Below are 13,556 nucleotides of genomic sequence, written 5' to 3'. Positions count from 1 at the left end.
CATCGCGCCATGCCCGGCCGCGCACCGCCCCCGATCGACCTTCAGCCCCTGCCCTACGTGGCACGGCTGGGCGCGCGCGCGCCGGCCGACATCGATCTGGTGGTCATCCACTGCACCGAGCTGCCCGACCTGGCGATGGCCCGCCAGTACGGTGAGCGCGTGCTGTACGACAGCGGCAGCGGCAACAGCGGGCACTACTACATCGACCGCGATGGCCGCATCGTCCAGTACGTGGCGTTGGACCGCATCGCCCACCATGTCAGCGGCTACAACCCGCGCTCGGTCGGCATCGAGCTGGTCAACACCGGCCGCTACCCGCACTGGCTGGATTCACGCCACCAGGCGATGGACGAGCCGTACACCGAGGCGCAGCTCGCCGCGCTGATCGACCTGCTGCAGCACCTGTGCGACACGCTGCCCGGGCTGCGGCACATCGCCGGTCACGAATGGCTGGATACCCGCGAGGAAGTGGCCAGCGACGACCCCGAGCGGCGCGTGCCGCGCAAGCGCGATCCCGGGCCGCTGTTCCCGTGGCCGCGCGTGTTGGCGGCGGTGCCGCTGCAACCGTTGGATGCGCACCGCCCCTGACCCGGGAGGTGTTTCAGGGGCCGGTGGCGACCGGGCGGCTGGAATCGCTGACCCACCCGCTCCACGAATCGGCGTAGATGCGGGCGCCATGCAGGCCGGCCACTTCCATCGCCAGCAGCAGATGACAGGCGGTGACGCCCGAGCCGCACATCAGCACCACCTGGCCCGGATCGTGGGTGCCGATCAGCGGGCGCAGCGCGGCCTGCAGATCCGCCGCCGGGCGCAGGCGTCCGTCGTGGACGTTCAACGCGAACGGGCGGTTGACCGCGCCGGGGACGTGCCCGGCGATGGGGTCAAGCGGTTCCACCTCGCCGCGGAAACGCTCGCCGGCCCGGGCATCCAGCAACCAGCCCGGTGCGTGCTTCAGGCGTGCGGCCACTTCGCCAGCCGAGGCGATCTGGCTGCGGTCGAACTGGCCGGGATAGGGCGGCAACGCCGGCACCTGCGGCACCTCGGCGGTCAGCGCCAGGCCCGCGGCCTGCCACGCGGCCAGTCCACCATCGAGCACGGCGACCCGACGGTGCCCGATCAGCCGCAGCAGCCACCACAGCCGCGCGGCGGCCATGCTGCCATCCCCTGCGTCATAGACCACCACCTGGGTTTCCGGCGCGATACCCCACTGCCCCAGCCGCGCGGCGAAGTCCGCGCTGTCCGGCAGCGGGTGGCGTCCCTGGCCGTGCTTGCCCATGTCGGCCAGGTCGCGGTTGAGGTCGGCGTACAGTGCACCGGGCAGATGCCCCTGGGCATAGGCCTGCGCGCCCGACTGCGGGTCGCCCAGCGAGAAGCGCGCATCGACCACGCGCACGGCGGTGCTGGCGGTTGCGCGCGCGTCGAGCACGCGTGCCCCGCCCTGCTGCAGAGCATCGGCAAGGGCGGCGACATCGACCAGGGCGGTCCAGGAAAACGCGGTGGAAGTCATTCGGTCTGCTCCAGGCGGCGACGCAGGTTGTAGAGAATGGCGGCGGTGGCGCCCCAGATGCGTTGGCCCGGCCAGCCGTACTCCAGCACATGCCGGATGCGGCCGCGATGGTCGATCTCCACCTGGTGCAGGTTGGCGGGCTCCATCAGATAGCTCAGCGGCACCTCGAACACTTCGGCCACTTCATCCGGCTGCGGCACGGCGACGAATGCCGGATCGATCACGGCCACCACGGGCATCACCCGGTAACCGGTGATGGTGACGAACGGATCCAGGTAACCGAGCACGTGCACCTGATCGTGCTTGAGCGCGATTTCCTCATCGCTCTCGCGGATCGCCGCGGCCACGGCGTCGCGGTCGTCCGCCTCCATCCGTCCACCGGGAAAGCCGACCTGGCCGCCGTGATGGCGCAAAGTATCGGTGCGTCGGGTCAACAGCACCTGGGCACCGCCCTCGCGCGGAATGATGCCGGCCAACACCGCCGCCTCGACCGGCGGCCCGGGCGGCAGCAGGTCACTCAGCTCGCTGCGGTTCCAGCCCTCGCCAGTCGGCGGCGCATCCAGCGGATGCAGCGCGCGCATCAGCCGCGCGTGCTCGGCCAGCGAACCGCGCAGCGACTGCCGCAACTGCTCGCGCAATGGCAGCGTATGCTGCATGACATGGGTCTGTTCGTGACGGCTCATCGTTCGCCAGCGGGTGATTTCATCCACGGTGCGCAGGCACCCCGCGCAGATATCGGCGCTGTCCAGCGCGCAGATACCGATACAGGGGGTGGGTACGGCACGCGGGGGATCGTCCAGTGATTGCACCGTGCAACAGTAGCGCGATTGGCAGGCTGGATCGAGAGCGCGGAGCGCGCGGTGATAGCAAACAAAAACGCGCCGATGTTTCCATCGGCGCGTTTTTTGTGACTGCCTGATCTTACTTGACGCTGATCAGCTTGATTTCGAACTGCACGGCGACGTTCGGCGGGAACGGCGTGCGCGGATCGGCACCATAGGCCTGTTCCGGCGGCAGCGTCACTTCCCACTTCGAGCCGGCCGGCATCAGCAGCAGCGCTTCGCGCATGGCCTTCATTTCGACTTCGCTGACCTTCATCGCCGGGATCTGCTGCGCCGGGCGGGCTTCAGCCGGACGGGTGCCGTACGGGTACGGACCGGCGACTTCCAGCTGCACGGTGCTGGCCTGGGTCGGCTTGGCGCCGGTGCCGGCTTCGACCACGCGGTACTGAACGCCGCTCGGCAGCGTCTGCACGCCGGCCTTGGCCTTGTTGGCAGCCAGGAACTGGGTGCTCTTGGTCTTGTTCTCGGCAGCGGCCTTGTCGTACTCGGCCTTGGCGGCCTGCGCACGACCCTGCTCACGCTTCTGGAAGGCTTCGACGGCCGGCTTCAGCTGCTCGGCGGTGATCGCCGGCTGCTTCTTGGCGTAGGCATCCTGCAGGCCCTTCACCACCGAGTTGATGTCCAGCTGTTCGCCACGCGAGGTGAGCTCAGCCAGATTGTTGCCGTAGTCGTAACCGAAGTAATAGCTCAGCTTGCCCTTTTCGGACGAGGTGTCCTGGGCGAAGGCATTGCCCGTCAGGGCCAGGGCCGCGACGGCGACCGCGATAGAACGCAACTTCATCAAACATTTCTCCAGGGGTGGTAACTCAGGACGCGTTGGGCCGCCCTGAGGCGACGGGTTAGGATAGCCGCCGCAACGTTGAACCGCCACTAACGACGCAAGCTCTGACCTGACTTCGTTTCAAGAGTTCAACCTCACTTTTTTTTAACGTTTTTCCAGGAGCCCCGCCGTGGCCGATTCGCCCCTCGCCGTGACCAATGACGGCGCCATCCGCACCCTCACCGTGAACCGCCCGGACAAGCTCAATGCCCTCGACAAGGCTACGCTGGAAGCGCTATACAGCGCGTTTTCGGCGGCAGCCGCCGATCCGGCGGTCCGGGTGGCAGTGCTCACCGGGGCCGGTCCGAAGGCGTTCGTGGCCGGGGCGGACATCGCCGAAATGAACGGACTCAGCGCGGTTCAGGGACGTGATTTCTCGGCGCTGGGGCAGAAATTGATGCGCTGCATCGAGCGCATGCCCAAGCCGGTGATCGCGAAGATCAACGGATTTGCGCTGGGCGGCGGCCTGGAACTGGCGATGGCCTGCCACCTGCGCATCGCTGCCGAAACCGCCAAAGTCGGCCAACCGGAGATCAATCTCGGGCTGATTCCCGGCTTCGGCGGCACCCAGCGCCTGCTGCGTCTGTGCGGCCGCGCCGCGACGCTGGAACTGTGCCTGCTTGGCACACCGATCACGGCCGCGCGCGCGCTGCAGTTCGGGATCGTCAACGAAGTGGTGGCTGCCGATGCATTGGATGCACGCGTGCAGGCGCTGGCCCAGCAGCTTGCGCACGCCGCGCCGCTGGCGCTGCGCGGCATCCTCGATGCCGTTCATATCGGCGGTGAGTGTGCGCTGGGCGAAGGTCTGGCCTACGAAACCGCGCAGTTCGGGCTGATGTTCGCTACCGAGGACATGCGCGAAGGCACCGCCGCCTTCCTTGCCCGCCGTCCGCCGGTGTTCCAGAACCGCTGATGATGATGGCCACCGACCCTGACCTGCCCACGCGGCTGTGGATGCTGCTGCTGGACGACGACGTCGACGGCGCACTCGCGGCCGGCTTGATGGACTACGTGCCACACCCTGGCGACGCCCAGCGGGTGCCCGGCCATCCGGACCTGCCCGTGCGCCTGCTGCAGGCCCAGCAGCAGCTCACGCGAGCGTGGGCTGCGCGCGAGCGCTACCGCCAGCGCGCGGTACGCCTGGGCCGCCGTGCCGCCGAACGCGACGCGCGGCGGGCACCGGCGGCGACCACGCCGGATGCGAAGCCGGCGCTGCCGTCGGCGGCGGCGGCCATCCTCGCCCGCGCCAAGGCCCGGGCGGCCGGGAACGGCACCTGATGGCCGTCGTCAGCAAGGCCGCGCCGCGCTCCGCACGCATGCCCAAGGCCGATGTGATCGAGATGTTCACGCGTCTGCGCGAGCTCAATCCGCATCCGCGCACGGAGCTGGAATACAGCACGCCGTTCGAACTGCTGATCGCGGTGGCGCTGTCGGCGCAGGCCACCGACGTGGGCGTCAACAAGGCCACGCGCAAGCTGTTCCCGGTGGCCAGCACGCCACAGGCCATGCTCGCGCTGGGCGAAGACGGGTTGAAGAAGTACATCGCCACCATTGGGCTGTTCAACGCCAAGGCGAAGAACGTGATCGCCACCTGCGCACTGCTGATCCGCGACCACGGTGGCGAGGTGCCCCGTGATCGCGCCGCCCTCGAGGCGCTGCCGGGCGTGGGCCGCAAAACGGCCAACGTGGTGCTCAACACCGCCTTCGGCGAGCCGGTGATGGCGGTGGACACGCACATCTTCCGCGTGGCCAACCGCACCGGGCTGGCCCCTGGCAAGGACGTCCGCGCGGTGGAGGACCTGCTGGTCAAGGTGATCCCCGCCGAGTTCCTGCTCGACGCACACCACTGGCTGATCCTGCACGGCCGCTACGTGTGCAAGGCACGCAAGCCGGATTGCCCGCAGTGCGTGATCCGCGACCTGTGCCGCTACAGGGAAAAAACCGCCGCCTGACCCCCGGCGGCGATTGCCATCTGTACGCAATCCGGCGGTCATCTGCGCCGGGCATTCATGTAAAGCCCTGCCGGGCCGTGGGGTCCGGCAAACGACGGTTTGTCTGAAACTGTCACATTTACGCAATCTTCACTAATTAGCCTGCGCAGCATCTTCCCACCTGCCTGCAAGGCTCCTTTCCATGAAACTGCATCGCCAACTTCTTACTGCGGCCGTGGCGGCTGCGCTGTTCGTGCCGGCCGCTCACGCTGAAGTGGCCATCGACGTGATCGGCGGTTCGGAGATCACCTTCGAAGGCCTGGTCCAGGCCGACGGCAACTGGTTCGACAACGATCTGACCGACCTCAACGGCGGCGATGCCGGGAACGGCAAGAACAGCGAGTTCGAGCTGCGCCGCGCCGAGCTGGTGCTCAAGGGCAAGGGCCCGGGCAACGTGGAATGGGTGGTGGGCTACGATGCCAAGGCCGACAAGTTCCTGGACACCAACCTGAAGTACAAGCTGGCCGGCAACGCCAACCACTTCGTGCAGTTCGGCCAGTTCAAGCAGCCCAACAGCCTGGAAGAACTGTCCAGCACCAAGAACAACGACTTCATCTCCAAGGCGGCGGTCACCAACACCTACGCCGTGGCCCGTCGCCTCGGCGGTGCCTACAGCATCGGCGACAGCAACTGGTCGGTCACCGCCAGCGCCTTCGGCCGCGAGCTGACGCGCAACCTGGCCCACGGCAGCGGCTACGGCGCGCGTGGTACCTGGGCGCCGATCAACGAGAAGGGCCAGGTGCTGCACTTCGGCCTGAGCTACGTCGACTACGACACCGATGCGGACACCCTGCGCGTGCGCGCCCGTCCGAACGCCGACCTGGCCACCGTGCGTCTGGTGGACAGCGGCAACCTGGTCGATACCGACCGCGTCAGCACGCTGGGTGCCGAAGCGATGTACATCGGCGGCCCGTTCAAGGCCCAGGCCGAGTACTACACCAGCAAGGCCAAGCGCTACAGCCACGACAACTACAGCAGCGACGGCTTCTACGTGAGCGGCCTGTGGAACATCACCGGCGAGAGCTGGGGCTACAAGGGCGGCACCCCGACCACCGGCCTGCCGGACGAACCGGGCCGCGGCATGTGGCAGCTGGGCGCGCGCTACGACCAGATGGATCTCAACGATGGCAACCTCACTGCCAACCCGGTGGCCGGCCGTCCGCCGATCGTCGACGGCGTGCTCGGCGGCAAGATGAACATCTGGACCGTCGGCGTGAACTACTACTGGCGCTCCAACACCAAGTTCGCCCTGAACTACGTGATGGTGGACAGCAAGAAGTACAGCTCGTCGGCCCGCGGCTTCGTCAACGACGACCCGAACATCCTCGAAGCCCGCCTGCAGTTCTTCTGGTAAGCCCTGCGGCATCGATGCACTCCAGGGGCGCAGCGCAGGCTGCGCCCCTTTTCGTTGGGCCGGCATGCCGTGTCGCCTGCGTATGCTGTGCGGCCACTTTCCCACGGACGGCCCGATGCGCCCCACCCTGCTGCTCCTGCCTGTGCTTGCGAGCGCCACGCCAGCCGCCCATGCCCAGCAGTGCACCGACGCCATCGCGGTGATCGAGCACGCCTACGCTGTCCGCCCAGGCACCGTGCTTCCCGACCGCGCGGGCTGGCGCCGCGCGCCGCAGGCGGGCACCTGCCGCGTCTGGCCAGCACACCCGGAGCTGACGCTGTTGGCCGTGCCGGTCTGGAATGACCGCGACAGCCTGCCGGACGCGCCCGACGGCGACCTGGAACTGATGGTGATCGATACGGCCAGCGCCACCCCGCGCGCCTGGAGCGTGCTGCGCGGCGCGGTCGACAGCGACGCCGTCCGCTTCGACGGCGTTGCCCTGGATACCGCCCGCTATCGGCTCGACGACGCACACTGGACCTTCGGCGTGCGTACCCGCTTCACCGGCGCGTCCAGCCCCAACCCGTATTCGGAAACCCGGCTGCGCCTGATCGCCTACACGCCGGGCCACCTGCAGGTACTGACCCAGCCGATCAGCGTGGACATCGCCCAGGGAGAGTGGGATACCCGCTGCGCCGGCGAGTTCCAGACCACCACTCGCACCCTGGAGGTCGGCGCACCGCGCCCACCGGGATTTGCCGACCTGATCGTCCGCGAGCGGCAGGTGGCGCGACGCAGCGCCGTGCACGACAAGACCTGCGTGGACAGCGACGCGCCCGCGGTCCAACGCAGCTACCGGCTGCGCCACGATGGCCGCGCCTACCCCTTCCTGGATGCCCTCAGTCCCTACTGAGGGGGGCACCCGGTCTGCGCGAACCTGCGTGACGCAGTGCACTTTATGACGCCGACAACGCCCCTGCTCCGGGCGTCGCGGGGCGATGCCGCACCCTGTCACGGTTGCGTCATATGACAGACGCTGCGCTGTCATCGAACCGTTATGGAATGGGCGCCGGGCGGGACACCCCGCACCGTCATCCATCCCAGGAGCCATCCCGTGATCCACGCCTTCAAGTCGCGCGCCGCCGTTGTCGTCCTCGCCGCGTCGTCCGTGTTTGCCGCCAATGCCGCCGATGTCACCGGCGCGGGCGCCTCGTTCATCTATCCGGTCATGTCCAAGTGGTCGGCCGACTACAGCGCCGCTACCGGCAAGAAGGTCAACTACCAGTCCATCGGTTCGGGCGGCGGCATTGCCCAGATCAAGGCGGCGACGGTGGACTTCGGCTCCTCCGACGCCCCGCTGAAGCCGGAAGAGCTGGCCTCGGCCGGCCTGGCCCAGTTCCCGTCGGTGATCGGCGGCGTGGTCCCGGTGATCAACGTGGCCGGCATCGCGCCGGGCGCACTGAAGCTGGATGGGCCGACCCTGGGCAACATCTTCCTGGGCAAGATCAAGACCTGGAACGACCCGGCCATCGCCGCGCTGAACCCGGGCGTCAAGCTGCCGGACGGCAAGATCACCGTCGTGCACCGCTCGGACGGCTCCGGCACCACCTTCAACTTCGTCAACTACCTCTCCAAGGTCAACCCGGAGTGGAAGAGCAAGGTTGGTGAAGGCACCTCGGTCCAGTGGCCGGTCGGCATCGGTGGCAAGGGCAACGAAGGCGTCGCCGCGTACGTCAAGCAGATCAAGGGTGGCATCGGCTACGTCGAGCTGTCCTACGCGCTGCAGAACAAGATGTCCTACGCCGCCATGAAGAACGCCGCCGGCAAGATCGTCCTGCCGAGCGACACCTCCTTCGCCGCCGCAGCCTCCAGCGCCGACTGGGGCAGCGCCAAGGACTTCTACCTGGTCATGACCAACGCGCCGGGCGCCGATGCGTGGCCGATCACCGCCACCAACTTCATCCTGGTCCGCAAGCAGCCCAAGAACGTCGCCAACGCCAAGGCCACGCAGGAGTTCTTCCGCTGGATCTACCGGAACGGCGACGCCCAGGCCAAGCAGCTCGATTACGTGCCGCTGCCGGACACTCTGGTCAAGCAGATCGAGACGTACTGGTCGCAGAATCTGAAGTACTGAGGTGCGGTCACGACCACGGTCGTGACCCACCCCGGTCGGGTACCGCCATTGGCCGGTACCCGGCCGGATCGACGGACAAGGCAATGGCGGCGGCAGGTCCTCTCTCCCCCTGCCGCCGCCGGGCGCGGATCGCAAGATCCGCGCCTTTTCTTTTTCCGCACGTGCCATCGCCGGCCCCCGTCCCACCGGGCTTTCCCGTGCGTCCGGTCACGTCGTCATACGGCTGTAACAAAAACATCATTTCATAGCAGCGTCGCCGGAGAGACCGGCCCCCATCCCGCTACGGAGTGACGCATGAAACTGCACACGGCTGGCTTGACCGCCCTTACCCTGGCCATCGCGCTGGGCCTTTCCGCCTGCAAGCCGGGCGCTGAAGGCCAGGCTGCCGCGCCGGCCGCCGACACCCCCGCCGCCGCGCCTGCCGCCGGCGACAGGCTCACCGCCGAGATCTCCGGTGCCGGTGCCTCCTTCATCTTCCCGCTGGTGTCCAAGTGGTCGGCCGACTACAACGCGGCAACCGGCGCCAAAATCAACTACCAGTCCATTGGTTCGGGTGGCGGCATCGCCCAGATCAAGGCCGGCACCGTCGACTTCGGTTCCTCCGACAAGCCGCTGAGCAGCGAAGAGCTGGCCCAGGCCGGCCTGGGCCAGTTCCCGTCCGCCATCGGCGGCGTGGTCCCGGTGGTGAACATCGAGGGCCTGGACGCCGGCAAGCTGCGCCTGAGCGGCGCGCTGCTGGCCGACATTTTCCTCGGCAAGGTCAAGACCTGGAACGATCCGGCCATCGTTGCCGCCAACCCGGGCGTGAAACTGCCCGACGGCAAGATCACCCTGGTCCACCGCTCGGATGGCTCGGGCACCACCTTCAACTTCTCCAATTACCTGTCCAAGGTCAGCCCGGACTGGAAGAGCAAGGTCGGCGAAGGCACCTCGGTGCAGTGGCCGGACGGCGTGGGTGGCAAGGGCAATGAAGGCGTGGCCTCGTACGTGAAGCAGATCAAGGGCTCGATCGGCTACGTCGAACTGGCCTACGCGCTGCAGAACGGCATGCCGTACGCCTCGATGCAGAACGCCGCCGGCAACTGGGTGCAGCCGAGTGCGGAGAGTTTCGCCGCCGCGGCCGCCAGCGCCGACTGGGCCAGCGCCAAGGACTTCAACCTGGTCATCACCAACGCCCCGGGCGACCAGGCGTGGCCGATCACCGCCACCAACTTCATGCTGATGCACAAGCAGCCCAAGGATGCCCAGCGCAGCAAGGACACCCTGGCGTTCTTCAAGTGGGCCTTTGAAAAGGGCCAGACGCAGGCCAACGAACTGCACTACGTGCCGCTGCCCGCCGAACTGGTGACGCAGATCGAAGCCTACTGGGCCGCTGAATTCAAATGACAACCCGGGCCCGCGCGCCGCGCGGGCCCTCCCTTGTCGCCACCACGCCGCACCCCACCTCTCGGGCCCCTGCCTTTCCCATGAATGCCATTGCCCAGCCTGTTCCCGCACCGTCCCTCCGCGACCTGCGTGATGCCCGCAACGACACACTGTTCCGCTGGGTACTGATCACCACCGTCGTTCTGGTGCTGGTCGCCCTGGCCTGCGCCGCGCTCTCGATGCTGTGGGGCGGCCGCCATGCCCTGCAGGAGCAGGGCCTGAGCTTCTTCTACTCGTCCGAATGGAATCCGGTCGAAAACAAGTTCGGTGCGCTCGCGCCGATCTATGGCACCCTGGTCACCGCGCTGATCGCGATGATCATCGCCGTGCCGGTGAGCTTCGGCATCGCCTTCTTTCTGACCGAAGTCGCCCCGCGGTGGATGCGTGGTCCGGTCGGTACCGCCATCGAACTGCTGGCCGGCATTCCGTCGATCATTTACGGCATGTGGGGCCTGTTCGTGCTGGTGCCGGTGATGACCGAATACGTCACCCCGTTCCTCAACGACCACCTCGGCACACTGCCGGTCATCGGTCCGCTGTTCCAGGGCCCGCCGCTGGGCATCGGCGTGCTCACGGCCGGCTTCGTGCTGGCGATCATGGTGATCCCCTTCATCTCCTCGGTCATGCGCGAAGTGTTCCTGACCGTACCCACCCGCCTGAAGGAATCGGCATACGCGCTGGGGTCCACGAAGTGGGAAGTGAGTTGGGACATCGTGCTGCCCTACACCCGCTCGGCGGTGATCGGCGGCATCTTCCTCGGCCTGGGGCGCGCCCTGGGCGAAACGATGGCGGTGGCCTTCGTGATCGGCAACAGCGTGCGCCTGTCGCCCTCGCTGCTCGAGCCGGGCACCACCATCGCCGCGCTGATTGCCAATGATTTCGGTGAGGCCACCGAAACCTACCGCTCGGCACTGCTGCTGCTCGGCTTCGTGCTCTTCATCGTGACCTTCGTTGTGCTGGCCATTGCCCGCCTGATGCTGATGCGCCTCGCCCGCAAGGAGGGCAACTGATGTCCACCATCGCCCCGTCCGCCGCGCAACCGCTGTACCTGCGCCGCCGCATCGTCAACGTGGTCGCGCTGCTGATGTCCTGCCTGACCGCGCTGTTCGGCCTGTTCTTCCTCGGCTGGATTCTGTGGACGCTGGCCTCCAAGGGCCTGGCCGGGATCAACCTGGACCTGTTCACCAGGATGACCCCGCCCCCCATGCAGGAGGGCGGCCTCGCCAACGCCTTCTTCGGCAGCGCGGTGATGTGCGGTCTGGCGATCGCGATCGGCACCCCGCTGGGCGTGCTGGCCGGCACCTGGCTGGCCGAATACGGCAACTTCCGCAAGGCCGGCACGGTGGTGCGTTTCGTCAACGACATCCTGCTCTCGGCGCCGTCGATCGTGCTGGGCCTGTTCGTCTACACCCTGTACGTGATGCAGACCGGCGGACAGTTCTCGGCGTTCGCCGGTGCACTCTCGCTGGCGTTCATCGTGCTGCCGGTGGTGGTGCGCACCACCGACGAGATGCTGCGACTGGTGCCGTCGCAGATGCGTGAGGCGGCGCTGTCGCTCGGCATCCCGCAGTGGAAGGTGACCGTGCAGGTGCTGTATCGCAGCGCCGCCGCCGGCATCGTCACCGGCATCCTGCTGGCCCTGGCCCGCATTTCCGGCGAGACCGCGCCGCTGCTGTTCACCGCCTTCGGCAACCAGTACTGGAACAGCAACGTGTTCCAGCCGATGGCCTCGGTGCCGGTGGTGATGAACCAGTTCGCGGGCAGCCCGTACGAATCCTGGCAGGTGCTCGCCTGGGCCGGCGCCCTGGTGCTGACCGTGTTCGTGCTGCTGGTCAGCCTCTCTGCGCGCGGCATCCTGCTGCGCAACCGTATCTCCCATGACTGACCTTTCCACGGACATCGCCATGAACGATCTCTCCAACGCCGTACCGATGCAGCGCATCGTGGTCCCGGCGTCGCATGAAAGCCTGCACACCCCGGCGCCGATCAAGCTGGCCGCGCGCGGGTTGGACTTCTACTACGACAAATTCCATGCGCTCAAGGGCATCGACCTGGAGATCCCGGAGAAGCGCGTCACCGCGCTGATCGGTCCGTCCGGCTGCGGCAAGTCCACGCTGCTGCGCATCTTCAACCGCATCTATGCGCTGTACCCCAAGCTGGAAGCACGCGGCGAAGTGCTGCTGGACGGTGAGAACATCCTCTCGCCGAAGTATCCGATGAACCGGCTGCGCAGCAAGGTCGGCATGGTGTTCCAGAAGCCGGTGCCATTCCCGATGACCATCTTCGAGAACGTCGCGTACGGCATCCGCCATCACGAAAAGCTGTCCAAGTCGGAGATGACCGACCGCGTCGAACAGGCGCTGCGCCAGGGCGCGCTGTGGGACGAGGTCAAGGACAAGCTCAACCAGAGCGCGCTGGGGCTGTCCGGCGGCCAGCAGCAGCGCCTGTGCATCGCCCGTGCCGTTGCGCTGCGCCCGGACGTGCTGCTGCTGGATGAGCCGACGTCGGCACTGGACCCGATCTCCACCAGCCGCATCGAACAGCTGGTCGAAGAGCTCAAGCACGATTACACCATCGTGATCGTCACCCACAACATGCAGCAGGCCGCGCGCGTGTCCGACTACACCGCCTTCATGTATCTGGGCGACCTGATCGAACACGACCGCACCGAAGTGATCTTCTCGCAGCCCAACAAGCAGCAGACCGAGGATTACATCACCGGGCGGTTTGGCTGAGCGCCTGCGTCTCCACATCATCCAGCCGGGCAGAGCCCGGCTCTACGAGAATCATCATGAACTTTCCCAACGACCATATCGTCAAGAGCTACGACGAAGAGCAGCAGCGGCTGGTGGCCGAGATCGTGCGCATGGGCGAGATGGCCGTGGCGCAGCTCGATGCGTCGATGGACGTCATCGAGAAACGCGACGAGAACGCGGCACAGCGCATCATCGCCAACGACGAAGCCATCGACAGCCTGGAACAGCAGATCAGCCACGATGTGATGCGTCTGGCGCTGCGCGGCCCGATGGCGCGCGACCTCCGCGAGATCCTGGCCGGCCTGCGCATCCCGGCCGACATCGAACGCATCGGCGATTATGCCGCCAACGTCGCCAAGCGCTCGATCGCCCTGAGCAAGGTCCCGCCGCTGCCGCAGATCCAGGGCCTGCGCTCGCTGGGCCGGCTGGCCGCACAGCAGGTCCGCCGTGCCATCGAGGCCTACCGCGACAACGATGCCGCCGCCGCCCTCGCCCTGCGTGATGACGATGCGCGCCTGGATGCACAGTACACCGCGCTGTTCCGCGAGCTGCTCACCTACATGATGGAAGACCCGCGCAACATCACCCCCTGCACGCACCTGCTGTTCATGGCCAAGAACCTGGAGCGCGTGGGCGACCATGCCACCAACATCGCCGAGAACGTCTGGTTCCTGGTGCACGGCGAGCAGGCCCTGCCGCCGCGCGAGAAGCGCGACGAAACCAGCAGCACCGATCACGTCTGAGGCAT

15 protein-coding genes are annotated in these 13,556 nt (G+C 67.2%); 12 read left to right on the top strand and 3 right to left on the bottom strand.

Annotation, left to right across the window (positions count from 1 at the left end; all coding sequences use genetic code 11):
• Nucleotides 1-9 precede the first annotated feature (9 nt).
• Nucleotides 10-588 (top strand): N-acetylmuramoyl-L-alanine amidase, encoded by a 579-nt coding sequence (locus ACPEH1_RS01685; protein ID WP_017357555.1) that lies wholly within the window; start codon nt 10-12, stop codon nt 586-588.
• Nucleotides 589-601: 13 nt separating this feature from the next.
• On the opposite strand, the gene ACPEH1_RS01680 is transcribed toward ACPEH1_RS01685, so the two are convergent.
• The 3 genes from ACPEH1_RS01680 to ACPEH1_RS01670 form a co-directional block, all read right to left on the bottom strand.
• A complete protein-coding gene (locus ACPEH1_RS01680) occupies nt 602-1,507 on the bottom strand; it encodes a sulfurtransferase (RefSeq protein WP_136004201.1) in 906 nt (301 codons plus the stop codon).
• Nucleotides 1,504-2,307 carry a CoA pyrophosphatase gene (locus ACPEH1_RS01675; protein WP_026071021.1) on the bottom strand — a complete coding sequence of 268 codons (804 nt, stop codon included), beginning with the start codon at nt 2,305-2,307 and terminating at the stop codon, nt 1,504-1,506. Before ACPEH1_RS01675 ends, ACPEH1_RS01680 begins: the two co-directional genes overlap by 4 nt.
• 121 nt (nt 2,308-2,428) lie before the next feature.
• Entirely contained in the window at nt 2,429-3,130 is a 702-nt protein-coding gene (locus tag ACPEH1_RS01670; protein WP_017357558.1) for an FKBP-type peptidyl-prolyl cis-trans isomerase N-terminal domain-containing protein, read from the bottom strand.
• A gap of 169 nt (nt 3,131-3,299) precedes the next feature.
• Between ACPEH1_RS01670 and ACPEH1_RS01665 the strand changes: the two genes are divergently transcribed.
• From ACPEH1_RS01665 to phoU, 11 genes are all read left to right on the top strand, one after another.
• A complete protein-coding gene (locus ACPEH1_RS01665; RefSeq protein WP_423715132.1) occupies nt 3,300-4,082 on the top strand; it encodes an enoyl-CoA hydratase/isomerase family protein in 783 nt (260 codons plus the stop codon).
• Nucleotides 4,082-4,447, top strand: a complete 366-nt coding sequence (locus tag ACPEH1_RS01660; RefSeq protein WP_423715130.1) for a hypothetical protein — start codon at nt 4,082-4,084, stop codon at nt 4,445-4,447. Before ACPEH1_RS01665 ends, ACPEH1_RS01660 begins: the two co-directional genes overlap by 1 nt.
• Nucleotides 4,447-5,121 carry an endonuclease III gene (gene nth, locus ACPEH1_RS01655; protein ID WP_136004205.1) on the top strand — a complete coding sequence of 225 codons (675 nt, stop codon included), beginning with the start codon at nt 4,447-4,449 and terminating at the stop codon, nt 5,119-5,121. Before ACPEH1_RS01660 ends, nth begins: the two co-directional genes overlap by 1 nt.
• A 181-nt stretch (nt 5,122-5,302) precedes the next feature.
• Nucleotides 5,303-6,514, top strand: coding sequence for an OprO/OprP family phosphate-selective porin (locus ACPEH1_RS01650; protein WP_026070827.1), 1,212 nt, complete (start codon nt 5,303-5,305; stop codon nt 6,512-6,514).
• Nucleotides 6,515-6,629: 115 nt separating this feature from the next.
• Nucleotides 6,630-7,406, top strand: a complete 777-nt coding sequence (locus ACPEH1_RS01645) for a hypothetical protein (protein WP_423715129.1) — start codon at nt 6,630-6,632, stop codon at nt 7,404-7,406.
• A 201-nt stretch (nt 7,407-7,607) separates the two neighbouring features.
• Nucleotides 7,608-8,627, top strand: coding sequence for a phosphate ABC transporter substrate-binding protein PstS (gene pstS / locus ACPEH1_RS01640; protein WP_153164403.1), 1,020 nt, complete (start codon nt 7,608-7,610; stop codon nt 8,625-8,627).
• A gap of 294 nt (nt 8,628-8,921) precedes the next feature.
• Nucleotides 8,922-10,013: a phosphate ABC transporter substrate-binding protein PstS gene (gene pstS, locus ACPEH1_RS01635; protein ID WP_017356818.1), complete on the top strand. Its 1,092-nt coding sequence runs from the start codon at nt 8,922-8,924 to the stop codon at nt 10,011-10,013.
• An 80-nt stretch (nt 10,014-10,093) separates the two neighbouring features.
• Nucleotides 10,094-11,062: a phosphate ABC transporter permease subunit PstC gene (gene pstC / locus ACPEH1_RS01630; RefSeq protein ID WP_017356817.1), complete on the top strand. Its 969-nt coding sequence runs from the start codon at nt 10,094-10,096 to the stop codon at nt 11,060-11,062.
• A complete protein-coding gene (gene pstA, locus ACPEH1_RS01625) occupies nt 11,062-11,937 on the top strand; it encodes a phosphate ABC transporter permease PstA (RefSeq protein WP_017356816.1) in 876 nt (291 codons plus the stop codon). The genes pstC and pstA overlap by 1 nt, the downstream gene beginning before the upstream one ends.
• A gap of 19 nt (nt 11,938-11,956) precedes the next feature.
• Complete coding sequence (gene pstB / locus ACPEH1_RS01620) at nt 11,957-12,787, top strand: phosphate ABC transporter ATP-binding protein PstB (protein ID WP_017356815.1); 831 nt, start codon at nt 11,957-11,959, stop codon at nt 12,785-12,787.
• Nucleotides 12,788-12,843: 56 nt separating this feature from the next.
• On the top strand, nt 12,844-13,551 hold the full coding sequence (gene phoU, locus ACPEH1_RS01615; protein ID WP_017356814.1) for a phosphate signaling complex protein PhoU: 708 nt from the start codon (nt 12,844-12,846) through the stop codon (nt 13,549-13,551).
• The last annotated feature ends 5 nt before the right edge of the window (nt 13,552-13,556 follow it).

Source organism: Stenotrophomonas sp. NPDC077421 (assembly GCF_049545505.1).
GTDB lineage: Bacteria > Pseudomonadota > Gammaproteobacteria > Xanthomonadales > Xanthomonadaceae > Stenotrophomonas > Stenotrophomonas nematodicola.
This window is presented reverse-complemented; position numbering and strand designations above follow the sequence as displayed.

What these genes read in the sequence shown, in the direction of transcription:
- ACPEH1_RS01685 (WP_017357555.1), top strand. Translation starts at nt 10, where the DNA reads ATGCCCGGCCGCGCACCGCCCCCGATCGACCTTCAGCCCCTGCCCTAC.
- ACPEH1_RS01680 (WP_136004201.1), bottom strand. Translation starts at nt 1,507, where the DNA reads ATGACTTCCACCGCGTTTTCCTGGACCGCCCTGGTCGATGTCGCCGCC.
- ACPEH1_RS01670 (WP_017357558.1), bottom strand. Translation starts at nt 3,130, where the DNA reads ATGAAGTTGCGTTCTATCGCGGTCGCCGTCGCGGCCCTGGCCCTGACG.
- ACPEH1_RS01660 (WP_423715130.1), top strand. Translation starts at nt 4,082, where the DNA reads ATGATGATGGCCACCGACCCTGACCTGCCCACGCGGCTGTGGATGCTG.
- nth (WP_136004205.1), top strand. Translation starts at nt 4,447, where the DNA reads ATGGCCGTCGTCAGCAAGGCCGCGCCGCGCTCCGCACGCATGCCCAAG.
- ACPEH1_RS01650 (WP_026070827.1), top strand. Translation starts at nt 5,303, where the DNA reads ATGAAACTGCATCGCCAACTTCTTACTGCGGCCGTGGCGGCTGCGCTG.
- ACPEH1_RS01645 (WP_423715129.1), top strand. Translation starts at nt 6,630, where the DNA reads ATGCGCCCCACCCTGCTGCTCCTGCCTGTGCTTGCGAGCGCCACGCCA.
- pstS (WP_017356818.1), top strand. Translation starts at nt 8,922, where the DNA reads ATGAAACTGCACACGGCTGGCTTGACCGCCCTTACCCTGGCCATCGCG.
- pstC (WP_017356817.1), top strand. Translation starts at nt 10,094, where the DNA reads ATGAATGCCATTGCCCAGCCTGTTCCCGCACCGTCCCTCCGCGACCTG.
- pstA (WP_017356816.1), top strand. Translation starts at nt 11,062, where the DNA reads ATGTCCACCATCGCCCCGTCCGCCGCGCAACCGCTGTACCTGCGCCGC.
- pstB (WP_017356815.1), top strand. Translation starts at nt 11,957, where the DNA reads ATGAACGATCTCTCCAACGCCGTACCGATGCAGCGCATCGTGGTCCCG.
- phoU (WP_017356814.1), top strand. Translation starts at nt 12,844, where the DNA reads ATGAACTTTCCCAACGACCATATCGTCAAGAGCTACGACGAAGAGCAG.